Raw genomic sequence first — 24,013 nt, 5'->3', positions numbered from 1 at the left:
TTAACCTTTAATTCCGCTGCTGGTAACGCCCTGTACGAAGTAGCGTTGTGCCAGGAAGAACACGATGATGGACGGCAGAATGGAGATGCTCGCCATTGCCAGAATTTCGTTCCACGGAGCGCCTTCCGTGACGTCGATGGACATTTTCAGCGCCAGCGCGATCGGATATTTATCCACGCTGTAGACGTAAATCAGCGGACCGATAAAGTCGTTCATGGACCACATGAACTGGAACAACGCCACCGAGATAATCGCCGGTTTCAGAATCGGCACCACCACGTACCACAGCACCTGAATGGAGTTGCAGCCGTCGATCTGCGCCGCTTCTTCCATGTCGCGCGGAACGCCGCGCAGGAACTGAATCAGCATGAAGACAAAGAACCCCTGGGTGGCGAAAGCCAGCGGCAGGTACAGCGGCAGATAGCTGTTCAGCATGCCCATTTCACGGAACATCAGGTACTGCGGAATCAGCAGTACGGTGCTCGGCAGGAGCATGGTGGTGATCAGCGTCGCGAACCAGAATTTCTTCCACGGGATTTCGAAGCGGGCAAAGCCGTAGGCCACGATGGTGGAGGAGATAATGGTCAGCAGTACTTTCGGGATCACATACTTGAAGGTGTTCAGCATGTAGTGACCGAAGTTGTACTCGGTACCGGTTTTCCAGCCGTTGATAAAGCCATCCCAGGTCGCGTGGGCAGGCCACAGGCTCAGGGTGGTGAAGATCTCGTGGTTCGGTTTGAACGACGCCGAGAACATCCATACCAGCGGGTAGAGCATCAGCAGGCCGACGAACAGCAGGATCACATAGCGAATCGAGCGGCTAATTTTTTCACGACGCAGCGTCCGCGCGACTTCACGTTCGGCGATGTCCCTTGCTTCAGAGATGTGTTGGATATCAGCCATTTTTGCCTCCCTTATCGGCGGAGTAGAACACCCAATATTTCGAAGACTTAAACGCGATGGCGGCAAAGACCGCGACCACCAGGAACAGCACCCACGCCAGCGCCGCGCCGTAGCCCATATCGAAGTACTTAAAGGCGGTGTCGTAGATGTAGAGCGAGAACAGATAGGTGGAGTAGGTCGGGCCGCCGCCGGTAATGACGTACGGGCCGGTAAACTCCTGGAACGCCTGGGTGGTCTGCATGATGAAGTTGAAGAAAATCACCGGCGTGATCAGCGGCACCGTGACCTTCATAAACATCTGCCATTTTGACGCGCCATCGATCATCGCCGCTTCATATTGTGATTGCGGAACGTTCTGCAGCGCCGCGAGGAAGATAACCATGGCCGAACCGAACTGCCAGACGCGCAGCAGGGTGACGGACATCAGCGCCAGCGAAGGCTCGCCGAGCCAGTTGACCGGATCGAAGCCGAGCACGCCGATAAAGCTGTTTAGCAGGCCGTCGATAGCAAACAGCGCGCGCCACAATACGGCAATCGCCACCGAGCTACCGAGAATGGACGGGATATAGTAGGCGGTACGGAAAAAACCAATGCCGCGCAGCTTAAAGTTGAGGACAAACGCGATCCCCAGAGCGAAAGCCAGTTTTAACGGGATGGTTAAAAAGACATACGCGAACGTCACGCCCATGGATTTCCAGAAGAGGCCATCTTCGGTCAGCATGTAGCGATAGTTTTCGATGCCGTTAAACACCGGTGGGCTCATCAAATCGTACTCAGTGAAACTGAGGAAGAAAGATGAAACAAAGGGAAAGGCGGTAAAGACTATCAACCCTATGATATAGGGCGATATCCATGCCAATCCCAGCATTTTGTTTTCATTCATACATACCTACCTGGCTTGCGAGTTTGTAATACGGATTCGGGTTGACTGTCTCTCCCGCGGTAGCCGCCGGAGAGTTAATGCGTTCCTGGTATGTCGGCGGTAAATGCTTCCTTGTTAACTGTGCGTTTGTTGAGAACTTTTGCGCTCTTATCATCCCTGGAGAGCATATGTTTTTTGATTTTGTCTTACCCAGCGTTCTGATTTTGTAAAACGCCGTTTTAATTTTATTTTATTGCTATTTATTACGGAGTCATTCGGTTCATCGCGGAAATGTGATCAAAGTCGAAACGATGTTTCAAAAAGGTGCTGGCGCGCGCATTTTGCCAGGGGGCGGTCATAGAAAAGGATGAGAGACAGGCGCAGTGAGGTGATTCAGGTGGGATTAATTGCTCGGCTAATCATTGCGACATGACATACATTATGACAGTTATTATTGGCGGAAAAGTTCAGAAAATGGTGGGCATGCGCGGCATGCCCCAGGGAGGAGAGATTACTTTTGCAGAAAATCCTGACGAACGGGGGTAAAGGTATCCAGCAGCGTGCCCGGTTTCAGGCACACGCAGCCGTGCATAATGTTCGGTTTCTTGTAGAGCGTATCGCCGGCGCTGACCACGTGCTTTTCATCACCGATGGTGAACTCAAACTCGCCGGAGAGCACATAGGTGAGCTGCTCGTGCGGGTGATTATGCATCGGCCCGATAGCACCCGCTTCGAAGTTCACTTCAACCGCCATCATCTTGCCATCGTGCGCAAGGATGCGGCGGGTGACGCCATTGCCCAGATCTTCAAGGGTGGTCTCTTTATGAAAAATAAACATCCGCTGGTCCTGTAATTAAATGAAACAATGTTTCATTTAATCTATCGCATAATCTTCTAAAAGGAAACGATCGCCTGGAGAAGTGGAAAGTCGATCACAACTTTGTTTTACTGAAACTTCACGCACGGAGGGATGATGAAAACAATTGGTCTGTTAGGCGGCATGAGCTGGGAATCGACGATTCCTTACTATCGTCTTATTAACGAAGGTATTAAATCGCGCCTCGGCGGCCTGCACTCTGCCAGCCTGCTGCTGCATAGCGTAGATTTCCACGAAATTGAAGTCTGCCAGTCCACCGGCGACTGGGATCGGGCGGGCGAGATCCTCGCCCGGGCGGCGCTCGGGCTACAGCAGGCGGGCGCCGAGGGGATTGTCCTGTGCACTAACACCATGCATAAAGTCGCGCAGGCCATTGAAACGCGCTGCGATGTGCCGTTCCTGCATATTGCCGATGCGACCGGCCGGGCGATTACCGCGAAGGACCAGCGCCGCGTGGCTCTGCTGGGGACGTGCTATACCATGGAGCAGGATTTTTATCGCGGCCGCCTGCAGCAGCAGTTCGCTATCGACACGCTGATTCCGGAGGCGGAAGATCGCGAACGTATCAACCAGATCATCTTCGACGAGCTGTGCCTGGGAACCTTTAGCGCAGACTCGCGCGACTACTATCTTCAGGTTATTGAGCTCCTGGCGGAGCAGGGTGCGGAAGGGGTGATTTTCGGCTGTACCGAAATCGGCCTGCTGGTGCCGGAAGAGAGCAGCCCGCTGCCGGTATTTGATACGGCCGCGATCCATGCGGCGGACGCGGTGGAATTTATGCTGTCGTAAGTACTGCTTCGAGCGGCGTCAGGATGCGCGGCATGCTCTCTTGCAGATGGCGGGCGAAGGCATCGACCAGCGCGGAGCCGGGACGGTGCAGCGGGCGCACCAGGCTAACGGTAAAAGGCACTTCCACGCTAAAGCGGCGTACCACCACGCCGTTCCCGGCATAATCGAGGGCGGTGAGCGGGTTAACCACCGAAATGCCGACCCCGGCCCGCACCATCGCGCAGATGGAGGCGGCGCTGTGCGTCTCCACCACCATCCGCCGTTTGACCTGATGTTCGACAAACAGGGCATCGAGCAGCTGGCGATAGCTATCGGTGCGCGACAGGCTAATGTAGTTTTCGCCGCGAAAATCCGCCGGCGTCAGCGCCGGCTTTGCCGCCAGCGGATGGCTCTGCGGCAGTACGCACACTTCATTGAGGGTCAGTAGCGGCGTACGCTCGGTTCCGGCGGGGGTATGCAGGGTTTCCGTTAATCCCAGATCGTGGCGCTGGGCCGACAGCCACTCCTCCAGCAGCGGTGATTCCTGAGGGACGATTTGCAGGCTGACGTCCGGGTAACGGGCTAAAAACGGCGCCAGCAGTAGCGGCAATAGCGATTGGGAGAAGACCGGCAGACAGGCTATCGACAGCTCCCCCTGGCGGAATTCGCGCAGGCTTTCCGCGGCGCTGACGATTCTGTCCAGGCCATACCAGGAGCGTTGGACCTCTTCAAACAGACGTAATCCCTGAACCGTAGGCTGCAGGCGCCCGCGGGTACGGGAGAACAGCGTCAACCCCAGCACCTTTTCAAAACGCGCCAGCTCGCGGCTAACGGTGGGCTGCGAGGTATGCAGCATACGTGCGGCCTCGGTCAGATTGCCGGTGGTCATCACCGCATGGAAGATTTCAATATGGCGCAGGTTGACGGCGGGCATGGGTGTTCCTTAAGTGGCGCAAGCCATATCATTTTTGCATAGACTGGCAATAAAACGATATTTTTTATTACGTACGCGCTGTGGCGTAATCGTAAAAAACAGAGATAACGCACACACATAGCACCGGAGTTCTTTATGCCACACTCGCTTTACGCCACTGATACCGACCTGAGCGCAGAAAACCTGCTGCGTCTGCCCGCCGAGTTCGGCTGCCCGGTTTGGGTTTACGACGCGCAGATTATCCGCCGCCAGATTGCCCAGTTGAGCAAGTTCGACGTGGTGCGTTTTGCGCAGAAGGCCTGCTCCAATATCCACATTCTGCGCCTGATGCGCGAGCAGGGCGTGAAGGTCGATTCGGTGTCGCTGGGCGAGATCGAGCGCGCGCTGGCGGCAGGGTACGATCCGCATCAGCATCCGGACGATGTTGTCTTTACCGCTGACCTGATCGACGACGCGACGCTGGCGCGGGTTAAAGAGCTGCAGATCCCGGTCAACGCCGGCTCAATTGATATGCTGAGCCAACTGGGCGAAGTTTCTCCTGGCCATCGCGTCTGGCTGCGGGTTAACCCGGGCTTCGGCCACGGCCATAGCCAAAAAACCAATACCGGCGGCGAGAACAGCAAGCACGGGATCTGGCACAGTCATTTAACGGCGGCGCTGGAAGTGATGCGCCGTTACCAGCTCCAGCTGGTGGGTATTCATATGCATATCGGTTCTGGGGTCGATTATGGCCACCTGGAACAGGTTTGCGGCGCGATGGTGCGCCAGGTGGTTGAATTCGGTCAGGATCTGCAGGCGATCTCCGCCGGAGGCGGGCTGTCGATCCCCTATCACGAAGGTGAAGAGGCGATCGACACCGATCACTACTTCGGCTTGTGGAACGCCGCGCGCGAGCAGATCGCTAAACATCTGGGCCATCCGGTGAAGCTTGAGATCGAGCCGGGTCGTTTCCTGGTGGCGGAATCCGGGGTGCTGGTTTCTCAGGTCCGCAGCGTGAAGGAGATGGGCAGCCGCCACTTCGTGCTGATTGACGCCGGCTTTAATGATTTGATGCGCCCGGCGATGTACGGCAGCTATCACTATATTACCGCTCTCGCCGCGGACGGCCGCGATCTGCGCGCTGCGGCGGAGGTTGAAACCGTGGTGGCCGGGCCGCTGTGCGAATCGGGCGATGTCTTTACCCAGCAGGAGGGTGGGAAAGTGGAAACCCGCCTGCTGCCTGCGGTGGCGCCGGGGGATTATCTGGTGCTGCACGATACCGGCGCTTACGGCGCGTCGATGTCTTCAAACTACAACAGCCGTCCGCTGCTGCCGGAGGTGCTGTTCGACAACGGCAAAGCGCGGCTGATCCGCCGTCGCCAGACCATTGAAGAGCTGCTGGCGCTTGAGCTGCTGTAAGGTGGTGCCCGATGGCGCTTCGCTTATCGGGCCCGCTCATTATGGGTAATACGGCCCAATTGTCACCGATTCGCGCAGCACCAGGGTGCCGGTAAACGGCGGGATGGTCTCGATCGGCTGACCGTTGGCCAGCTTGATGGCCTGATCGATAGCGGTGGTGATCATGTTATCGATCGGCAAATAGACCGTCGACAGCCCTGGCTCCAGCCATTTGGCGCTCGGCGCGTCATCAAAACCAAACAGCGAAATATCCTGCGGGATCCGCAGCCCTGCCTGATGCAGCGCTTTCGACGCGCCCAGCGCCATATCATCGTTACAGGAAAACAGCGCGCTAAAGGGCGTCTTCTCTTCCAGCAGCTCGCAGCACAGCTCATAGCCGCGGCTCATGGTGGAGTCACCGTATTTCACCTTCGCCGGATCCCACTTGATGCCGTGCTTTTTCAGCGCGTTACGATACCCTTCCAGGCGGGCTTTGCCCGTCGGCGTGTGCATCGGCACGGTCAAACAGGCAATATCGCGATGGCCCTGGGTAATCAGGTACTCCACCGCCTGGAACGCCGCATCCTGCTGTTCAAAGAACACGCAACGTTCCCGCGCCTGGCTAACATCGCGGTTAATCACCACCAGCGGCATGGCGATGGACTCAATCAGCGACATGATCTTCTTTTCGCTCATATGGCGGGTGTAGAGCACGATGGCGTCGCACTGGCGATCGGCCAGCATCTGCACCGCCTCTTCTTCACGCTCTGGCGCATCGTGGCCGTCGGTGACGATTAGCTGTTTGCCCCAGGCTTCCGTCTGGCGGGAGGCCTGCTGCAGCAGGCGGCCAAAATAGAAGCCATCAAAGGTGGAAACCACCAGGCCGATGCTGTTGCTTGTGCGGTTCGCCAGCGAGCGGGCGAGAAAGTTAGGCCGATAGCCCAGCTCTTCCATCGCCTTAAAAACCTGTTGGCGGGTGCTCTCTTTTACCTGACCCGTGCCGTTCAACACGCGGGAAACCGTCGCTTTAGAGACGCCTGCGCGAATTGAGACATCCAGCATTGTAGCCATTCATCCGATTCCTGATATCACGTGGTAACCCGCAGTTTATCACAGACATTCAGGGGGATATGGCCTCATGGCGCGGCAAAAAAACCATCGCGATCACGCTTTTACAGGAATTGATCGAGTGGAAAATAAAACCGCCAATGCGGTATGCCAATTATCGCCATTCTGGAATACCAATGAGCGCGTTGAGAGCTTAATCACAGAACTTATTTTCACCAGTCGCTATTTTTTGGTATGCCAATAGGTGTTTGGCTGTACACCTGGTGCGCTATAAGCCCTTAAACCTGAGGTATCCTCTATGGCATTGCAGGACAAACTGATCGACTCACTGGGGAGTTTCGCCACGAAATTCAACAGCTACCGCTACATCATGGCGATAAAATCCGCTTTTATTACCCTGATGCCGGTGATCATCGTTGGCGCCTTTTCGGTGCTGATTTCCAATATGGTGCTGGATCCGAAAAACGGACTCGCCAGCTTTCAGTCGCTCTCATTTCTGGCGGCGCTCAAACCGATTACCAGCGCCATCAATTATGCGACCCTTAACTTTCTCAATATTGGCGCGGTCTTTCTTATCGGCATCGAGTTGGGGCGGATTAACGGCATCAAGAGCCTGTTCCCCGGTCTGCTGGCGGTGATCTGCTTTATCTGCGTCACGCCGACCACCGTCGAGATGATGGTCGACGGCCAAATGCATGAAGTGAAAGATGTGCTGCTGCGCCAGTTTTCCGATACCCGCAGCCTGTTCCTCGGCATGTTTATCGCCATTCTGTCGGTGGAGATCTACTGCTGGCTGGAGGGTCGCAAGGGGCTGAAGATCAAGATGCCGGATACCGTGCCGCCCAACGTCTCGGCGTCATTTTCCGCGCTGATCCCGGCCATTATCACCACCACGGCGATCGCCACCTTTGGCTTTATTTTTCATCAGGCCACCGGCATGTACCTGTATGACGCGGTCTATCAGGTGGTGCAGCAGCCGCTGGAACGCGTGGTGCAAAGCCTGCCGGGGATCCTGCTGCTGATGTTTGTCGCGCAGCTGTTCTGGGTTATCGGTATCCACGGCAACCAGATGATCAAACCGATCCGCGAACCGCTGCTGCTGGGAGCGATCACCGTCAATATGAGCGCCTTTGAGCAGGGCAAAGAGGTGCCGAATATCATTACCATGCCTTTCTGGGATGTTTATATGAGCATCGGCGGATCGGGGCTGACGATTGGCCTGCTGATCGCGGTGATGATCGCCACCAAACGCAAAGAGATGAAAGAGATCGCTAAGCTGTCGATTGGGCCGGGCCTGTTCAACATCAACGAACCGGTGATTTTCGGCATGCCGATCATGCTCAACCCGATCCTCGCGATCCCCTTTATCATCACGCCGCTGGTGACCGGCAGCATCGGCTACTTCGCGACCGCCGCCGGTTTTGCCGGTAAAGCGGTAGTGATGGTGCCGTGGACCACGCCGCCGCTGATCAACGCCTGGCTCTCCACTGCAGGTTCGATGGGCGCGGTGGTGACCCAGCTTATCTGTATCCTGACCGCGGTGCTGATCTATCTGCCGTTCGTCAAAATTGCCTCCCGTCGCGCGGAAAACGCACAGCGCCAGGCGGAAAATACCCCCACTAGCCAACAGATATGAGGACACGATGACGACAGTAAGGATGGCGATCCCCCACGACTTTATCCTCGGCGCCGCCGCTTCGGCGTGGCAAACCGAGGGCTGGAGCGGCAAAAAAGAGGGCCAGGACTCCTGGCCGGATCTGTGGTACAAAAACGACCGCCACGTCTGGCATAACGGCTACGGCCCGGCGGTGGCGACCGATTTTATCAACCGCTTTCGCGAAGACGTGCAGTTGATGAAGCTGGCGGGGCTGACCCACTACCGCACGTCGATTAACTGGTCGCGCTTTCTCACCGACTATGAAAACGTCACGGTCGATGAAGACTATGCGGCGTACTACGACCAGCTCTTCGATGAACTGCTGGCCAACGGCATCGAGCCGATGATCTGCCTTGAGCATTATGAACTTCCCGGCCATTTGCTGGAGCAGTACGGCGGCTGGGCGTCGAAAAAGGTGGTTGAGCTGTTTGTGCAGTACGCGGAGAAAGTGTTCGCCCGTTATCACCACAAAGTGACGCGCTGGTTTACCTTCAATGAACCGATCGTGGTGCAGACCCGCGTTTATCTGGACGCGCTGCGCTGGCCTTACGAGCAGAACACCGGCACCTGGATGCAGTGGAATCACCACAAGGTGCTGGCGACGGCAAAAGTGGTCCGGCTGTTTCGCGAGAAAGGCTATCGCGGCACGGTCGGCTGCATTCTTAACCCGGAGGTCACCTACCCGCGTTCAAACGCGCCGCACGACGTGCGCGCCGCCGAACGCTACGATCTGTTTTATAACCGGGTTTTCCTCGATCCGCTGGTACACGGCATCTACCCGCCCGAGCTGTTGACCCTGCTCGAACAGCACCACGTCTCCTGGGATTATGACGCGGAAGAGCTGGCGCTTATCCGCGAAAACACCGTCGATGAGCTGGGAATTAACCTTTACTACCCGCATCGCGTCAAAGCTCCCTCGCGCGCCTGGCATCCGCAGACGCCGTTCCACCCGGCTTACTATTATGAGCCCTTTGAGCTACCGGGGCGGCGGATGAATAGCTCTCGCGGCTGGGAAATTTATCCGCAAATCATTTTTGATATGGCGATGCGGATCAAGCAGGACTATCGCAATATTCCGTGGTTTGTGGCGGAAAGCGGCATGGGCGTGGAAAACGAAGGGCAGTTTCGCAATCGCGAAGGCGCTATCGCCGACGACTACCGGATCCGTTTTATCAGCGAGCATCTGTGGCAAACGCTGCGCGCGAGGGAAGCGGGGGCCAACTGTCACGGCTACATGCTGTGGGCCTTTACCGACAACGTTTCGCCGATGAACGCGTTTAAAAATCGCTACGGGCTGATTGAAATCGATTTACAAAATAATCGTGCCCGGCGGCCCAAGGCTTCCGCCAGCTGGTTCCGTAAGCTAGGCGAGAGTCGCGAATTGACGCTGGATATTGACGATGAGTGGCGCTAGGCGGGCGGAAATTTTGCTAAGATAGCGGCCGATATTGACTCGCAGGTTCATAACGCACAGGTGATATTGTGGAGAAGGCTATCATTCCGCCGGAAAAGAAACCCTACCAGGAAATAGGTGATGATTTACGCGCACAGATTGCGCAGGGGCGCTACCCCATCGGGTCGCGCCTGCCGCCGGAACGCAATATCGCCGAGACCTACGGCGTGAGCCGGACCATAGTGCGCGAAGCGCTGCTGATGCTGGAGCTGCAGGGGACGGTCGATATTCGCCAGGGCTCCGGGGTGTACGTCATGCGCATCCCGCACGAGGACGATAGTGAGGAAGAGCAGATGCTGAGCAGCGACGTCGGGCCGTTCGAAATCCTGCAGGCCCGCCAGCTGCTGGAGAGCAATATCGCCGCCTTTGCCGCCAAAATGGCGACCCGCGCCGATATCGATAACCTGAAGCGTATTATCGAGCAGGAGCAGCGGGCTATTGCCGCCAACGATACCAGCCAGGATAACGCCCGGCTGTTTCACCTGGTGCTGGCCGGGGCGACGCAAAATCAGATGCTGCTGGCGACGGTCGAGCGCATCTGGCTGCAGATGGACAGCAGCCCGCTGTGGCAGCAGTTCAACGTGCATATCGCCAGCCGGGCGTACCGGCTGAAGTGGCTCGGCGACCGGCAAACGCTCCTCGCCGCCCTGCGCCGACGCGATGTGATGGGGGCCTGGCAGGCAATGTGGCAGCATCTTGAAAACGTCAAAAACAGCCTGCTGGAGCTCTCCGATGAAGACGCGCCGGACTTTGACGGCTATCTGTTTGAATCGGTGCCCATTTTTCAGGGGAAGCTGGTGTGATCATTCAGCCCCTGCACGCCGCGCCGCAGCACGCTTCACGGGTGACGGGATGGCTATGGCAGGCTTTTGGCGGTGAAACGCTGCCGCAGGCGTTCTTCGCCAGCATTGTCGGGCATAGCCAGACGCCGGGGGCGCTGCCGATGACCTTTATTGCCGCTGAAGGGGAGACGCTGCTGGGCACCGTCGGCCTGTGGCGCTGCGATTTAATCAGCCGTCAGGACCTTTATCCGTGGATGGCGGCGCTCTACGTGGCTCCTGAGTCGCGCGGGCGCGGGCTGGCGGGGAAACTACAGCAGCACGTGATTGGCTATGCCCGAACGCAGGGCTATAGCGAGCTGTTTCTCTACTCCGCCTGCCGCGATTTTTATGAACGTTTCGGCTGGCAGTATATCGGCGAAGGCCTGGATTATCCGGCCGCCGCCGTCAGTTTATACCGCTACGATTTATCGCTATCGAGAGGCGCAATCACCGAGTGACGGCGGACCAGCGTGGGGCTGAAAAGGTGGGTAATCTCCGGCGGCGGGCGATGTTCCGCCAGCGCTAACGCCAGCTCCGCGGCCTGCGTCGCCATGGTGACAATCGGATAGCGTACGGTGGTCAAACGCGGGCGCACGTAGCGCGAAATCAGCACGTCATCAAAGCCAATCAGCGAAATCTCGCGCGGCACATCAATCCCGTTATCGTTTAATACGCCCATAGCACCGGCGGCCATTGAGTCGTTATAGCAGGCTACGGCGCTGAAGTTCCTGCCGCGACCCAGCAGCTCGGTTATGGCCTGTTCTCCACCGCTCTCATCGGGTTCGGCAAAAGTCACCAGGCGATCGTTGCACGGCAGATCGCTCTCTTTTAACGCCGCGTAGTAGCCCTGCAGGCGGTCTTCGGCATCGGAAATAGCGTGGTTTGAGCAGAGATAGCCGATGCGGGTGTGGCCCTGCTGGATCAGGTGGCGGGTCGCGAGCCATGCGCCGTAGCGGTCATCCAGCGCAACGCAGCGCTGCTCGAAGCCGGGGAGGATGCGGTTAATTAGCACCATGCCGGGAATTTGCTTCATCAGCGAGGCCAGTTCGTCATCGGGGATCATTTTGGCGTGGACCACCAGCGCGGCGCAGCGGTGGCGAATCAGTTGTTCAATCGCCTGGCGCTCTTTATGGAGATTGTGATAGCCGTTACCGATCAGCAAAAAATTGCCGGTATTGTAGGCGACCTGCTCGACGGCTTTCACCATCGCGCCGAAGAAGGGGTCGGAGACATCGCCCACCACCAGGCCGACGGTTTCCGTTGACTGCTGCGCCAGCGCGCGGGCGTTGGCGTTGGGGTGATAATTTAGCGTTTCCATCGCGGCGCCTACCGACTGGCGCGACGCTTCGCTGGCTTTCGGGGAATTGTTGATAACGCGGGAGACGGTAGCGACGGAAACTCCTGCGAGCCGGGCTACATCCTTAATAGTCGCCATACCAGGCCTTTTTTAGGGTAAGCGTTTACATAACGTTTATGTTACGGGAAAGCGCGGCAGATTCAAGGGTTGCTACTTTTGGGTTCATGCAATTGTGACGCAGATTAGCGTTGCTGGTGAAATAGTTACCCACAGGCGAGCGGAGAATGATTCCGGAAAACGACAATTCACACCTTTGCTTACACTTTGCGATTGGCTGTTGCGAATGTTCGCTGGTTTACCCATTCATTGCATTGATATTCTGGCTATCCCAGAGGTATTGATAGGTGGAGTCAACTTCAGGTTGACCACTTAATTACACCAGCCTGCGCAGATGCGCAGGTTTTTTTTTGCCCGCCGTTGGCCATTGTTACAGTTCGCGAAAAAAGTAATAACTGGTTGCACTTAGGCTCATTCCTTTGCGTTTTATGGCTGGCGGCGGCGGCGGGAAAAACGAGACAATCAGGATCCCAGAGGTATTGATTGGTGAGTTTTTTAAGTACGCTTTTCGTACTGATTATCTTGCACCGACCTGCGCGGATGCGCAGGTTTTTTTTGTCCTGAATTCCGCTCCTCCTGGTGCATTTTCCGCCCCTTCTCATGTAACCTGCTTTGACTGATTAACCGGTCAAACGGAGTTGTTATGCTTTTGGGATTTTTTAGACTGCTTTTCAAAGGATTGTACCGGGTCAAGTTAACCGGTGACCCGCAGGCGCTGTATCAGCAAAAGGTGCTGATTACGCCAAACCATGTCTCATTTATTGACGGCGTACTGCTGGCGCTTTTCCTGCCGGTGCGCCCGGTGTTTGCGGTCTATTCCTCAATCAGCGATCGCTGGTTTATGCGCGCGCTAAAGCCGATTATTGATTTTGTGCCGCTGGACCCGACCAAACCGATGTCGATAAAACATCTGGTCCGCCTGATTGAGCAGGGGCGCCCGGTGGTGATTTTCCCGGAAGGGCGGATCACGGTGAGCGGTTCGCTGATGAAAATTTACGACGGCGCCGCCTTTGTGGCGGCGAAGTCGCAGGCGACCATCGTGCCGCTGAGAATCGAAGGCGCTGAATTAACCCCCTTTAGCCGCCTGAAAGGGCTGGTCAAACGCCGTCTGTTCCCGCGCATTCAGCTGCACCTGCTGCCGCCGACGCATCTGCCGATGCCCGATGCGCCTCGCGCCCGCGAGCGGCGTAAAATTGCCGGTGAAATGCTGCATCAGATCATGATGGAAGCGCGGATGGCGGTGCGCCCGCGCGAAACGCTGTATGAGTCGCTGCTGGCGGCCCAGTACCGCTTCGGCGCGCGCAAAAACTGCGTGGAAGATATCAATTTTCAGCCGGACACCTACCGTAAGCTGCTGACCAAAACCCTCTTCGTGGCGCGCATTCTGGAAAAATACAGCGCCCAGGGCGAAAAAATCGGCCTGATGCTGCCGAACGCCGGAATAAGCGCGGCGGTGATTTTCGGCGCGATCGCCCGCGGCCGGGTCCCGGCGATGATGAACTATACCGCCGGAGTCAAAGGCCTGAGCAGCGCCATTACTGCCGCGGAAATCAAAACCGTGTTCACCTCACGCACCTTCCTCGAAAAAGGCAAACTCTGGCACCTGCCGGAGCAGCTGACTCAGGTGCGCTGGGTGTTCCTCGAAGATTTAAAAGGCGACGTCACCGCCGGCGATAAGCTGTGGATTTTTGCTCACCTGATGATGCCGAAGCTGGCTCAGGTTAAGCAGCAGCCGGAAGACGCGGCGATGATCCTCTTTACCTCCGGCTCGGAAGGCAACCCGAAAGGGGTGGTGCATAGCCATAAAAGCCTGCTGGCCAACGTCGAACAAATTAAAACCATTGCCGACTTTACCGCGAGCGATCGCTTTATGTCGGCGCTGCCTCTGTTTCACTCCTTTGGCCTGACGGTCGGCCTTCTGACTCCGCTGTTTACCGGCGCGGAAGTGTTCCTCTATCCCAGCCCTCTGCATTATCGCGTGGTGCCGGAGCTGGTGTACGACCGCAACTGTACCGTGCTGTTCGGCACCTCCACCTTCCTTGGCAACTACGCCCGCTTCGCGAATCCGTATGATTTTTACCGCCTGCGCTACGTTGTCGCCGGGGCGGAGAAGCTGCAGGAGAGCACGAAGCAGATCTGGCAGGACAAGTTTGGCCTGCGCATTCTTGAAGGCTACGGCGTCACCGAATGCGCGCCGGTAGTCTCGATCAACGTGCCGATGGCGGCGAAAGTGGGCACCGTTGGCCGCATTCTGCCGGGGATGGACGCGCGTCTGCTGGCGATGCCGGGAATTGAAGAGGGGGGCCGTTTGCAGCTTAAAGGGCCAAACATTATGAACGGCTATCTGCGGGTGGAAAATCCTGGGGTACTGGAAGCGCCAGCGGCGGAAAATCAGCATGGCGTCATCGAGGCTGGCTGGTACGACACCGGGGATATCGTCAGCTTTGACGAGCAGGGCTACGTGCGGATTCAGGGCCGCGCGAAGCGCTTTGCCAAAATCGCCGGTGAGATGGTGTCGCTGGAGATGGTCGAACAGGTGGCGCTGGCGGTTTCGCCGGACAAAATGCACGCTACGGCGATTAAACAGGACGCCAGCAAAGGCGAGGCGCTGGTGCTGTTTACTACCGATAATGAACTGAATCGTGAAAAACTGCTGCGCTATGCCCGTGAACACGGCGTACCGGAGCTGGCGGTACCGCGCGACATTCGCTGGCTGAAGCAGCTCCCGGTACTGGGCAGCGGCAAGCCGGACTTTGTCACCCTTAAAGGCATGGTTGAACAGGCGGAAGATTCGGATGAGTGAGTCAGTACACACTAACACGTCGCTGTATTCGAAAGGGATGATGGCGGTTATCTGCGCCCAGTTTCTTTCGGCATTTGGCGATAACGCGCTGTTGTTCGCCACCCTGGCGCTGATGAAGCAGCTGTTCTACCCGGAGTGGAGCCAACCGGTATTACAGATGTTGTTTGTGGGCGCTTACATTCTCTTCGCGCCGTTTGTCGGACAGTTTGCCGATAGCTTTGCCAAAGGGCGGGTGATGATGGTGGCGAACGGCCTGAAGCTGGTAGGCGCAGGCTGTATCTGCTTCGGCGTGAATCCGTTTATTGGCTATACGCTGGTGGGCATCGGCGCCGCCGCCTATTCTCCGGCTAAATACGGCATCCTCGGCGAGCTGACCGCCGGCGATAAGTTAGTGAAAGCGAATGGCCTGATGGAGTCATCGACCATTGCGGCAATCCTGCTCGGCTCGATGGCGGGCGGTATTCTCGCCGACTGGCACGTTGTGGCGGCGCTCAGCGTCTGCGCGATGGTGTATGCCGGGGCGGTCGTTGCCAACCTGTGGATCCCGAAGCTGCCGGCGGCTCGCCCCGGACAGTCGTGGCGCTTCAGGCCGATGACCCACAGCTTCTTCAGCGCCTGTACGACGCTATGGCGCAACGGTGAGACCCGCTTTTCGTTAGTCGGCACCAGCCTGTTCTGGGGGGCGGGCGTGACGCTTCGCTTCCTGCTGGTGCTGTGGGTCCCGGTGGCGCTGGGCATTACCAGCAACGCCATGCCAACCTACCTTAACGCGATGGTGGCGGTGGGGATCGTACTGGGGGCCGGCGCGGCGGCGAAGCTGGTGACGCTGGAAACGGTGTCGCGCTGTATGCCTGCCGGGATATTGATTGGCGTGGCGGTTATCTTTTTCGCCATCCAACAGGCGCTGCTGCCGGCGTTTGCTCTGCTGCTGCTGCTCGGGGCGTTCGGGGGCTTCTTTATCGTGCCGCTGAACGCGCTGCTTCAGGAGCGCGGCAAACATACGGTTGGCGCGGGTAACGCTATCGCGGTGCAGAACCTCGGCGAAAACGTGGCGATGCTGCTGATGCTGGGCCTCTATTCGCTGGCGGTGAGCATCGGTATTCCTGTCGTGGGCGTAGGGATTGGCTTTGGCGTGGTGTTCGCGCTGGCGATTACTGCCCTGTGGATTTGGGGACGACGCAGATAGTCTCTCTGGTGGCGCTTCGCTGACCGTATACGTATTTTCCCGGAGGCGGCGCGTCGCGCCTGTCCGGGCTACAAACCGCACGAATTTGTAGCCCGGACAGATGCGTAGCATCGCCTCCGGGAGCTTTTACGGCCTTACGGTGCCGGGTAGGTATAAACCTGATGCACCGCTTCAATCTCGGCTAAAACCTCTGCGCTTAGCTCCAGATGGAGGCTTTCGACGTTGGTCTTAAGCTGCTCCATGGTCGTCGCGCCGAGCAGGGTGCTGGCGACAAAAGGCTGACGACGCACGAAGGCCAGCGCCATCTGCGCCGGATCAAGGTTGTGCCGCCTGGCGACATCGACATAGGCCGCCACCGCTTTTTGCGTTTGCTCGCCGCTGTAGCGCGTAAAACGGCTGAACAGCGTGTTGCGCGCGCCAGCCGGTTTCGCGCCGTTGAGGTATTTCCCGGTCAGCGTACCGAACGCCAGGCAGGAATAGGCCAGCAGCTCCACGCCCTCATACTGACTGACTTCCGCCAGGCCCACTTCATAGCTGCGGTTCACCAGGCTGTACGGGTTCTGAATCGTCACGATGCGCGGCAGATCGTGCTTATCCGCCAGGTGGAGATAGCGCATTACGCCAAACGCCGTTTCGTTGGAGACGCCAATATAGCGAATCTTACCTGCGCGCTGGAATTCGGCCAGCGCGTCCAGCGTATCCAGCAGGGTGACGACCGGCGCGGAATCGGCCCAGGTGTAGCCCAGCTTGCCGAAACAGTTGGTCGGGCGCTGAGGCCAGTGTACCTGATAGAGGTCGAGATAATCGGTCTGCAGACGCTTCAGGCTATCGTGCAGCGCATCGCGGATGTTTTTGCGATCCAGCTTGTGGTCAGGACGAATGCTGCTGTCGTTATTGCGGGCGGGGCCGCTGACTTTAGAGGCGACAACCAGCTTTTCGCGATTGCCGCGCTTCGCCAGCCAGTTGCCGACGTAGGTTTCCGTCAGGCCCTGGGTTTCCGGGCGCGGCGGGACGGGATACATTTCCGCGACATCAATCAGGTTAATGCCCTGACTCACCGCGTAATCGAGCTGTTCGTGCGCGTCTGCCTCGCTATTCTGCTCACCAAACGTCATTGTGCCCAGCCCCAGCGTGCTGATCTCAAGAGAACTGTGTGGGATACGGTGATACTGCATAGCCGGCTTCCTTTTTTTATCAACAAGGTCAGGCATTACCCGACAAAGGAATATAAAAATGGCAGAGGGGGAGAAAAAGGGGAAGTAAAAAATCAAAAAAGCCGGGTTGACGCGCTCCGGCCCGCTTAATGCTGGCGGGCAGATCCGGTTTGTCCCGACTCTTTTCTTAAATCTGAAGAATAATGAAAGCTGCTCAACCCGGCGATAAATGAGACATCGCTGCCCGGCGGCGGGTCTTAACGTTTAATAATCTGCGAAACGTCGTCACGATTGATCTGCATTTTATTACCCTGCTGATCTTCGTAGCTGATAAGGCCGGTATCGTCATCTATGGCGGGCTTACCATCGGTCAGAATCATGCGTCCATCTTTGGTTGCCATGACGTAATCGCTGCTGCAACCGGAAACCGAGAACGCCAGTCCTACGGCGGAAATCAATACTGCCCATTTTTTCATCGTTATCACCCCTATTATAGCCGCACCTCGTACCAGTATATTAATAGCCTGATTTATGAGACATAAAAAGCAGTTAAGTCTTAAAAAAGGATTGCAGCCCGTTTCAGGGCTGCATTTTAGCGGGCTACAGCGGATTTTTTTTATTGCGCAGCAGGTTGAGGCTTTCAACTGCAATCGAAAAGAACATCGCGAAGTAGATGTAGCCTTTCGGCACGTGCACGTCGAAACTTTCGAGCATCAGCGTGAAGCCGACGAGGATCAAAAACGACAGCGCCAGCATTTTCACCGAAGGATGGCGGTCAACAAAATCGCCTATCGGACGAGCGGCGACCATCATTACCAGCACCGCGATGACCACTGCCGCCATCATGATAAACAGATGGTCCGACAGCCCGACGGCGGTGATCACCGAATCGAGACTGAAAATAATATCCAGCAGCATAATCTGCACGATAGCGCCCATAAAGGAATGGACGTTGGTTTTCAGCCCTTCTTCTTCGCCTTCAATGGATTCGTGAATCTCTTTACTCGCCTTCCAGATCAGGAATAGCCCGCCCAGCAGCAGGATCAGATCGCGAAACGAGATCTCCTGGCCTAACACGGTAAAGAGCGGATTGGTGAGCTTGACGACCCACGCGATTGACGCCAGCAGCGCCAGACGCATGATCATCGCACCCATTAGCCCAATGCGGCGAGCGTGAGCCCGTTGCGCCGTGGGCAGCTTAGCGACCACCAGAGAGAGGAAAATAATATTATCGATCCCGAGCACTATCTCCAGCAGCGTCAGCGTACCAAGCGCCAGCCAGGCGTTAGGATCGGTTACCCATGCAAATAACATCGTTCAAAGTCCTGCAAAATAGAAAGATGCGATTATATGCAACCGCTACGGCAGAACAAAAAAATAATCATCCGCAGGCCGTTATTTAGGAGGAGAGAAGGAAGTGGCGGGCCAACAGGGCGGCGGTAAAGTTTTTCTTCAGGTAGAAACCGCGCGGTAAGGTGAGGATCGGCTCGCCGCGGGCGCCGACGGCCTCGGTCAGCGCTTTGCTGTTTGCCGCTTTCGGGCGCAGCTGCAGCACTTCGCCATGGCGGGCGGTAATACGTTCGACCTGGCCGAGCACGATCAGATCCATCAGCTCTTCCCAGTCCATCCGCAGCTGGCGATCTTCTTCTTCGCTGGGGCTCCACAGCAGCGGAGCGCCGACGCGGCGATCGGCCAAAGGGATCGTCCGCTCGCCCTCTATCGGCACCCACAGCACGCGCTTGAGCTTATGGCGCACGTGGCTGCTCTCCCAGGTCACGCCGCTGTTGCCGGTGAGCGGCGCGACGCAGACGAAGGTGGTTTCCAGCGGGCGGCCTGAAGAATCGATGGGGATCGTTTTCAGCTCGACGCCGAGGGCGGCGAAATCCTGCTCCGGCTTACTGCCTGCGCTGGCGCCCAGCCATATCTCCAGCAGAATGCCGATCCAGCCTTTATCGCGTTTTAAATCGCGCGGAATCGGAATCCCGGCAAGCTGGGCCAGTTCACCCAGCGAATAGCCTGCCAACTGCTGCGCCTGGGCCAGAAGTTGCTCCTGGCTTTGCGGGGGGGATAAGAGCGGCGCGATGGTCGGCATAACGTAAAACCTCTGGCTAAAAAGTGAGCAGTAATTTCATCCATTGTGGATAGAGTTTACCTTTTCTTGAGTAAGTATGACAATTTGATGATTCGTATGGCTTTTTTTTCATTTTTTTGTCGCTGTGAAAATGGTGAAACCGGGTTTTCCAGAACTGGTCACCGACAATGAACAGGATCTTACACCCTGTTATCCACAGAAAAATGGGATAACTGGGGAAAAGCGCCACTACTGTTTCCATTTACAGCCTTGACGTGAGAGGAAAATCGAGTTTTTAGACAAAATATGCCCAGCTCGCTTGTGTAATCTGTGGATAAAATCAACATTGCTCGATCTTTCATCAGTTCCAGGATCGCTTATGTGATGATCGTCACGTTATACTGTGAATTATGAAATTTAAACATGCTAACATAATGAAAATTAGATCATTATTATTAATGGTTATGGCTACGCCGTTCGGATGATTCCGGGTTTTCCCGGGTTAATTCCATACTTCTTCACAACTCTATCCACAGAAAAAGTGAATAAAATCGTCCGGGTATGGCTTTCGCTGTTTATAACTCTGGGTATTACTGTGAGTTATTCAAATGTTATTCGAACTCATCGCTCTCACAGAGTGGTTTACCGTTTCCAGCGAGTGTGAAACAATCATTCACATTGAAGCTTATTTTGAGGTAGTCCGGTGATTGATGACGATGGCTACCGCCCAAATGTCGGTATTGTAATCTGTAATCGCCAGGGCCAGGTTATGTGGGCCAGGCGCTATGGTCAGCACTCGTGGCAGTTCCCGCAAGGGGGCATAAATCCAGGAGAATCAGCAGAGCAAGCGATGTATCGGGAATTGTTCGAAGAAGTCGGGTTAAGCCGCAAAGATGTGCGGATCCTCGCTTCAACCCGTAACTGGTTGCGTTACAAATTGCCTAAACGTTTGGTGCGTTGGGACACTAAGCCGGTATGTATCGGCCAGAAACAGAAGTGGTTTCTCCTGCAATTGATCGGCAGCGATGCGGATGTCAATATGCAAACCAGCAGTACACCTGAGTTTGATGGCTGGCGATGGGTAAGCTACTGGTACCCGGTGCGCCAGGTGGTGTCGTTTAAGCGCGACGTATACCGCAGGGTGATGAAAGAGTTCGCCAGCGTCACGATGGCGCTGGCGGAAAGCACGCCTAAGCCGCAAAGCGCGCCTGCATATCGACGTAAAAGAGGTTAAGCCACGCACATTATGCTCACTCGGTTGCGAGAAATAGTCGAGAAGGTCGCGAGTGCGCCGCGTTTAAACGAGGCGCTGGATATCCTGGTCACCGATATCTGCGCCGCGATGGAGACGGAAGTCTGTTCGGTTTATCTGGCTGACAATGACCGACGCTGTTATTACCTGATGGCGACGCGCGGGTTGAAAAAGCCCCGCGGGCGCATCGTTGCGCTTGCTTTTGACGAAGGCCTGGTCGGCCTGGTGGGCCGCCTGGCGGAACCCATTAACCTCGCCGACGCGCAAAAGCACCCCAGCTTTAAATACATTCCCGCAGTAAAAGAGGGCCGTTTTCGCGCCTTCCTCGGCGTGCCGATTATCCAGCGGCGTCAGCTGCTCGGCGTGCTGGTCGTGCAGCAGCGCGAACTGCGCCAGTTTGACGAAAGCGAAGAATCATTTCTGGTCACTCTGGCCACGCAAATCGCCGGCATTCTCTCTCAGTCCCAGCTGAACGCGCTGTTTGGTCAATACCGTCAGACCCGCATCCGCGCGCTGCCCGCCTCGTCAGGCGTGGCGATTGCCGAAGGCTGGATGGACGTCAGCCTGCCGCTGATGGAGCAGGTGTATGAAGCCTCGACGCTCGATACCGCTTCCGAGCGCGAGCGGCTGACCGGCGCGCTGGAAGAGGCGGCGAATGAGTTTCGCCGCTACAGCAAGCGCTACTCTGCCGGCGCGCAGAAAGAGACGGCGGCTATCTTTGACCTCTATTCGCATCTGCTTTCCGACGCGCGCCTGCGCCGCGAACTGTTCGCCGAAGTCGATAAAGGCGCGGTGGCTGAATGGGCGGTGAAGAAGATCATCGAGAAGTTTGCCGAACAGTTTGCCGCGCTCAGCGACGGCTATCTGAAAGAGCGCGCGGGCGATCTGCGCACGCTGGGCCAGCGGCTGCTTTTCCATCTTGATGACAGTATTCAGGGGCCAAACACCTGGCCGGAGCGTATCGTGCTGGTGGCGGATGAACTGTCGGCCACCACCTTAGCGGAGGTTCCTCAGGATCGTTTAGCCGGCGTGGTGGTGCGCGATGGCGCGGCCAACTCCCATGCCGCGATTATGGTGCGCGCGCTGGGCATTCCGACGGTGATGGGCGCGGATATTCAGCCTTCGCTGCTGCACGGGCATACTCTGATTGTCGACGGCTATCGCGGCGAGCTGCTGGTCGACCCGGAGCCGGTGCTGCTGCAAGAGTATCAGCGCCTGATCAGCGAAGAGAACGAGCTTAGCCGCCTGGCTGAGGACGATCTTGAACGCGCTTCCGAACTGAAAAGCGGCGAGCGGGTAAAAGTGATGCTCAACGCGGGCCTCAGCCCCGAGCACGAAGAAAAGCTCGGCAATTTCGTCGACGGTATCGGCCTTTACCGTACCGAAATCCCCTTTATGCTGCAAAGCGGCTTCCCGTCTGAAGAGGAGCAGGTTGCCCAGTATCAGGGCATGCTGCAGATGTTCAACGAGAAATCGGTCACCCTGCGCACGCTGGACATCGGGGCGGATAAACAGCTGCCGTATATGCCGATTAGCGAAGAGAATCCGTGCCTTGGCTGGCGCGGCATTCGGATCACGCTCGATCAGCCGGAGATCTTTCTGGTACAGGTCCGCGCGATGCTGCGGGCCAACGCGGCAACCGGAAACCTCAGCATCCTGCTACCGATGGTCACCAGTCTCGATGAAGTGGATGAGGCTCGTCGCCTGATCGATCGCGCCAGCCGCGAAGTGGAGGAGATGATTGGCTACGCCATTCCCCGCCCGCGTCTTGGCGTGATGCTGGAAGTGCCGTCGATGGTCTTTATGCTGCCGCAGCTGGCGAACCGCGTTGATTTTATCTCCGTTGGCACCAACGACCTGACCCAGTACATTCTGGCGGTGGATCGCAACAATACCCGGGTCGCCAGTATGTACGACAGCCTGCATCCGGGCGTACTGCGGGCGCTGGCGATGATTGCCCGCGACGCCGAGCGTTTTGGTATCGACCTGCGCCTGTGCGGCGAAATGGCGGGCGATCCGATGTGCGTGACGATCCTGATCGGGATGGGCTATCGCCATCTGTCGATGAACGGTCGTTCGGTGGCGAGAGTGAAGTATTTGCTGCGGCGCATCGATATCAATGAAGCCCAGGAGCTTTCCCAGCGTAGCCTGGACGCGCAGATGACCGCCGAAGTGCGCCATCAGGTCGCGGCTTTTATGGAGCGACGCGGACTCGGCGGCCTGATTCGCGGCGGCCGGTAGCGGGGGCTACGGTTCATGAATTTGTAGCCCGGGTAAGGCGTTAGCCGTGACCCGGGACAACGCTGACGAGATTCGAGCGGCCTGAGGGTTGGGTCGTCCGGACAGGCGCAGCGCGCCGCCTCCGGGAATGCTCAACCGCGAATTCGCATTCGTATACATATCTTTTACATGTCCGGCGCGGATCGCCCTTCGCGCTTATGCTATCATTCGCAGCCTTTGGAGCGCCCGTTTCTGACGCGCGCGAACGATCCCCGCTGTCCACTTTCGGCGGAATAACAAGTGTTTATGGTGACAGATGAATAGTGGCTACCTGCATTTTCCGGAGTTTGATCCGGTAATTTTTTCCATTGGACCGGTCTCCCTTCACTGGTACGGCCTGATGTACCTGGTTGGGTTTATATTTGCGATGTGGTTGGCCACCCGTCGGGCCAATCGTCCGGGCAGCGGTTGGACAAAAAACGAAGTTGAAAACCTGCTGTACGCTGGCTTCCTTGGGGTTTTCCTCGGCGGGCGTCTTGGCTATGTCTTCTTCTACAACCTACCGGTGTTCCTCGACGATCCGCTCTATCTGTTCCGCGTCTGGGACGGCGGTATGTCCTTCCACGGCGGCCTGATCGGCGTGATTCTGGTGATGATCATTTTCGCCAAACGCACGAAGCGTACCTTCTTCCAGGTTTCCGATTTTATTGCGCCGCTGATTCCGTTTGGCCTCGGCGCCGGGCGTCTGGGCAATTTTATCAACGGCGAACTGTGGGGCCGCGTCGATCCGAACTTCCACTACACCATGATTTTCCCCGGCTCTCGGGCGGAAGACCTGGCGCTGCTGCCGTCACATCCTGAGTGGCAATCGCTGTTCGATACCTACGGCGCGCTGCCGCGTCACGCTTCCCAACTCTATGAGTTGGCGCTGGAAGGCGTCGTGCTGTTCCTGATCCTGAACCTGTTTATCCGCAAGCCGCGTCCGGCAGGTTCGGTTTCCGGTCTGTTCCTGATTGGCTATGGTCTGTTCCGCATCATCGTGGAGTTTTTCCGCCAGCCCGATGCGCAGTTCACCGGCGGCTGGGTACAGTACATCAGCATGGGTCAGATTCTTTCGATCCCGATGGTGCTTGCGGGTATCATCATGATGGTCTGGGCGTACCGTTGTCGTCCGCAGCAACAAAATTCTTGAG

Annotated in this window: 21 protein-coding genes and 1 pseudogene; 11 read left to right on the top strand and 11 right to left on the bottom strand. The window is 56.9% G+C overall.

From position 1 onward, the window contains the following. From IYV58_RS22535 to IYV58_RS22525, 3 genes are all read right to left on the bottom strand, one after another. Positions 1 to 903, bottom strand: a complete 903-nt coding sequence (locus IYV58_RS22535) for a carbohydrate ABC transporter permease (protein ID WP_004124639.1) — start codon at positions 901 to 903, stop codon at positions 1 to 3. After that, positions 896 to 1,786 carry a carbohydrate ABC transporter permease gene (locus tag IYV58_RS22530; RefSeq protein ID WP_004115132.1) on the bottom strand — a complete coding sequence of 297 codons (891 nt, stop codon included), beginning with the start codon at positions 1,784 to 1,786 and terminating at the stop codon, positions 896 to 898. Before IYV58_RS22530 ends, IYV58_RS22535 begins: the two co-directional genes overlap by 8 nt. A gap of 490 nt (positions 1,787 to 2,276) precedes the next feature. Continuing rightward, positions 2,277 to 2,603 (bottom strand): cupin domain-containing protein, encoded by a 327-nt coding sequence (locus IYV58_RS22525; RefSeq protein ID WP_004124635.1) that lies wholly within the window; start codon positions 2,601 to 2,603, stop codon positions 2,277 to 2,279. Positions 2,604 to 2,738: 135 nt separating this feature from the next. On the opposite strand from IYV58_RS22525, the gene IYV58_RS22520 reads away from it, so the two are divergent. Further along, positions 2,739 to 3,431 (top strand): aspartate/glutamate racemase, encoded by a 693-nt coding sequence (locus IYV58_RS22520; protein ID WP_195729712.1) that lies wholly within the window; start codon positions 2,739 to 2,741, stop codon positions 3,429 to 3,431. Here the strand turns inward: IYV58_RS22520 and IYV58_RS22515 are convergent. Continuing rightward, entirely contained in the window at positions 3,418 to 4,344 is a 927-nt protein-coding gene (locus tag IYV58_RS22515; RefSeq protein WP_142471585.1) for a LysR family transcriptional regulator, read from the bottom strand. The genes IYV58_RS22520 and IYV58_RS22515 overlap by 14 nt on opposite strands. 135 nt (positions 4,345 to 4,479) lie before the next feature. Between IYV58_RS22515 and lysA the strand changes: the two genes are divergently transcribed. Beyond that, positions 4,480 to 5,742: a diaminopimelate decarboxylase gene (lysA, locus tag IYV58_RS22510; RefSeq protein WP_112166516.1), complete on the top strand. Its 1,263-nt coding sequence runs from the start codon at positions 4,480 to 4,482 to the stop codon at positions 5,740 to 5,742. Between the two features lie 39 nt (positions 5,743 to 5,781). Here lysA and IYV58_RS22505 read toward each other — a convergent pair whose 3' ends face one another. Continuing rightward, positions 5,782 to 6,783, bottom strand: coding sequence for a LacI family DNA-binding transcriptional regulator (locus tag IYV58_RS22505; protein ID WP_162626078.1), 1,002 nt, complete (start codon positions 6,781 to 6,783; stop codon positions 5,782 to 5,784). Positions 6,784 to 7,087: 304 nt separating this feature from the next. Between IYV58_RS22505 and IYV58_RS22500 the strand changes: the two genes are divergently transcribed. From IYV58_RS22500 to IYV58_RS22485, 4 genes are all read left to right on the top strand, one after another. After that, entirely contained in the window at positions 7,088 to 8,425 is a 1,338-nt protein-coding gene (locus tag IYV58_RS22500; protein ID WP_004124622.1) for a PTS sugar transporter subunit IIC, read from the top strand. A 7-nt stretch (positions 8,426 to 8,432) separates the two neighbouring features. Then, positions 8,433 to 9,860 (top strand): glycoside hydrolase family 1 protein, encoded by a 1,428-nt coding sequence (locus tag IYV58_RS22495; RefSeq protein ID WP_004124618.1) that lies wholly within the window; start codon positions 8,433 to 8,435, stop codon positions 9,858 to 9,860. Between the two features lie 68 nt (positions 9,861 to 9,928). Further along, positions 9,929 to 10,702 (top strand): GntR family transcriptional regulator, encoded by a 774-nt coding sequence (locus IYV58_RS22490; RefSeq protein ID WP_004105268.1) that lies wholly within the window; start codon positions 9,929 to 9,931, stop codon positions 10,700 to 10,702. Beyond that, complete coding sequence (locus tag IYV58_RS22485; protein WP_142445216.1) at positions 10,699 to 11,178, top strand: GNAT family N-acetyltransferase; 480 nt, start codon at positions 10,699 to 10,701, stop codon at positions 11,176 to 11,178. The genes IYV58_RS22490 and IYV58_RS22485 overlap by 4 nt, the downstream gene beginning before the upstream one ends. Here IYV58_RS22485 and galR read toward each other — a convergent pair. Further along, complete coding sequence (gene galR / locus IYV58_RS22480) at positions 11,139 to 12,155, bottom strand: HTH-type transcriptional regulator GalR (RefSeq protein WP_004853879.1); 1,017 nt, start codon at positions 12,153 to 12,155, stop codon at positions 11,139 to 11,141. The two genes, IYV58_RS22485 and galR, sit on opposite strands and share 40 nt — an antisense overlap. A gap of 622 nt (positions 12,156 to 12,777) precedes the next feature. Here galR and aas point away from each other — a divergent pair. Continuing rightward, positions 12,778 to 14,937, top strand: coding sequence for a bifunctional acyl-ACP--phospholipid O-acyltransferase/long-chain-fatty-acid--ACP ligase (gene aas, locus IYV58_RS22475; protein ID WP_004124609.1), 2,160 nt, complete (start codon positions 12,778 to 12,780; stop codon positions 14,935 to 14,937). Then, complete coding sequence (gene lplT / locus IYV58_RS22470) at positions 14,930 to 16,123, top strand: lysophospholipid transporter LplT (RefSeq protein WP_195729268.1); 1,194 nt, start codon at positions 14,930 to 14,932, stop codon at positions 16,121 to 16,123. Before aas ends, lplT begins: the two co-directional genes overlap by 8 nt. Before the next feature lie 134 nt (positions 16,124 to 16,257). Here the strand turns inward: lplT and IYV58_RS22465 are convergent, their stop codons facing one another. The 5 genes and pseudogenes from IYV58_RS22465 to IYV58_RS28530 all read right to left on the bottom strand — a co-directional run. Next, a complete protein-coding gene (locus tag IYV58_RS22465) occupies positions 16,258 to 17,298 on the bottom strand; it encodes an NADP(H)-dependent aldo-keto reductase (protein ID WP_142473976.1) in 1,041 nt (346 codons plus the stop codon). 236 nt (positions 17,299 to 17,534) lie between these two features. Next, positions 17,535 to 17,753, bottom strand: coding sequence for a YgdI/YgdR family lipoprotein (locus IYV58_RS22460; protein WP_004105255.1), 219 nt, complete (start codon positions 17,751 to 17,753; stop codon positions 17,535 to 17,537). 124 nt (positions 17,754 to 17,877) lie between these two features. Next, a complete protein-coding gene (locus IYV58_RS22455) occupies positions 17,878 to 18,591 on the bottom strand; it encodes a TerC family protein (RefSeq protein WP_004132983.1) in 714 nt (237 codons plus the stop codon). Between the two features lie 85 nt (positions 18,592 to 18,676). Beyond that, the gene (gene mutH / locus IYV58_RS22450; RefSeq protein ID WP_195729267.1) at positions 18,677 to 19,369 is read right to left on the bottom strand and encodes a DNA mismatch repair endonuclease MutH; all 693 of its coding nucleotides are present in this window, start codon (positions 19,367 to 19,369) and stop codon (positions 18,677 to 18,679) included. 88 nt (positions 19,370 to 19,457) lie between these two features. Further along, a pseudogene (locus IYV58_RS28530) lies at positions 19,458 to 19,598 on the bottom strand (hypothetical protein); the annotation flags it as partial. Positions 19,599 to 20,051: 453 nt separating this feature from the next. On the opposite strand from IYV58_RS28530, the gene rppH reads away from it, so the two are divergent. The 3 genes from rppH (at position 20,052) to lgt (ending at position 24,012) form a co-directional block, all read left to right on the top strand. After that, entirely contained in the window at positions 20,052 to 20,582 is a 531-nt protein-coding gene (gene rppH, locus IYV58_RS22445) for an RNA pyrophosphohydrolase (RefSeq protein ID WP_004124593.1), read from the top strand. A gap of 12 nt (positions 20,583 to 20,594) precedes the next feature. Then, positions 20,595 to 22,841 carry a phosphoenolpyruvate--protein phosphotransferase gene (gene ptsP / locus IYV58_RS22440; protein ID WP_004124590.1) on the top strand — a complete coding sequence of 749 codons (2,247 nt, stop codon included), beginning with the start codon at positions 20,595 to 20,597 and terminating at the stop codon, positions 22,839 to 22,841. Positions 22,842 to 23,136: 295 nt separating this feature from the next. After that, a complete protein-coding gene (gene lgt, locus IYV58_RS22435; protein WP_004124587.1) occupies positions 23,137 to 24,012 on the top strand; it encodes a prolipoprotein diacylglyceryl transferase in 876 nt (291 codons plus the stop codon). Position 24,013: the final 1 nt, after the last annotated feature.

The organism is Klebsiella sp. BDA134-6 (genome assembly GCF_015601345.1).
In the GTDB taxonomy this organism is placed as follows: domain Bacteria; phylum Pseudomonadota; class Gammaproteobacteria; order Enterobacterales; family Enterobacteriaceae; genus Klebsiella; species Klebsiella grimontii.
This window is presented reverse-complemented; position numbering and strand designations above follow the sequence as displayed.

Excerpts from the sequence above, each read along its gene's own strand:
- lysA (WP_112166516.1), top strand. The coding sequence starts at position 4,480 with ATGCCACACTCGCTTTACGCCACTGATACCGACCTGAGCGCAGAAAAC.
- IYV58_RS22505 (WP_162626078.1), bottom strand. The coding sequence starts at position 6,783 with ATGCTGGATGTCTCAATTCGCGCAGGCGTCTCTAAAGCGACGGTTTCC.
- ptsP (WP_004124590.1), top strand. The coding sequence starts at position 20,595 with ATGCTCACTCGGTTGCGAGAAATAGTCGAGAAGGTCGCGAGTGCGCCG.
- IYV58_RS22520 (WP_195729712.1), top strand. The coding sequence starts at position 2,739 with ATGAAAACAATTGGTCTGTTAGGCGGCATGAGCTGGGAATCGACGATT.
- galR (WP_004853879.1), bottom strand. The coding sequence starts at position 12,155 with ATGGCGACTATTAAGGATGTAGCCCGGCTCGCAGGAGTTTCCGTCGCT.
- IYV58_RS22495 (WP_004124618.1), top strand. The coding sequence starts at position 8,433 with ATGACGACAGTAAGGATGGCGATCCCCCACGACTTTATCCTCGGCGCC.
- IYV58_RS22460 (WP_004105255.1), bottom strand. The coding sequence starts at position 17,753 with ATGAAAAAATGGGCAGTATTGATTTCCGCCGTAGGACTGGCGTTCTCG.
- IYV58_RS22530 (WP_004115132.1), bottom strand. The coding sequence starts at position 1,786 with ATGAATGAAAACAAAATGCTGGGATTGGCATGGATATCGCCCTATATC.
- IYV58_RS22525 (WP_004124635.1), bottom strand. The coding sequence starts at position 2,603 with ATGTTTATTTTTCATAAAGAGACCACCCTTGAAGATCTGGGCAATGGC.
- IYV58_RS22515 (WP_142471585.1), bottom strand. The coding sequence starts at position 4,344 with ATGCCCGCCGTCAACCTGCGCCATATTGAAATCTTCCATGCGGTGATG.
- IYV58_RS22455 (WP_004132983.1), bottom strand. The coding sequence starts at position 18,591 with ATGTTATTTGCATGGGTAACCGATCCTAACGCCTGGCTGGCGCTTGGT.
- mutH (WP_195729267.1), bottom strand. The coding sequence starts at position 19,369 with ATGCCGACCATCGCGCCGCTCTTATCCCCCCCGCAAAGCCAGGAGCAA.
- aas (WP_004124609.1), top strand. The coding sequence starts at position 12,778 with ATGCTTTTGGGATTTTTTAGACTGCTTTTCAAAGGATTGTACCGGGTC.
- lplT (WP_195729268.1), top strand. The coding sequence starts at position 14,930 with ATGAGTGAGTCAGTACACACTAACACGTCGCTGTATTCGAAAGGGATG.
- IYV58_RS22535 (WP_004124639.1), bottom strand. The coding sequence starts at position 903 with ATGGCTGATATCCAACACATCTCTGAAGCAAGGGACATCGCCGAACGT.
- lgt (WP_004124587.1), top strand. The coding sequence starts at position 23,137 with ATGAATAGTGGCTACCTGCATTTTCCGGAGTTTGATCCGGTAATTTTT.
- IYV58_RS22465 (WP_142473976.1), bottom strand. The coding sequence starts at position 17,298 with ATGCAGTATCACCGTATCCCACACAGTTCTCTTGAGATCAGCACGCTG.
- IYV58_RS22500 (WP_004124622.1), top strand. The coding sequence starts at position 7,088 with ATGGCATTGCAGGACAAACTGATCGACTCACTGGGGAGTTTCGCCACG.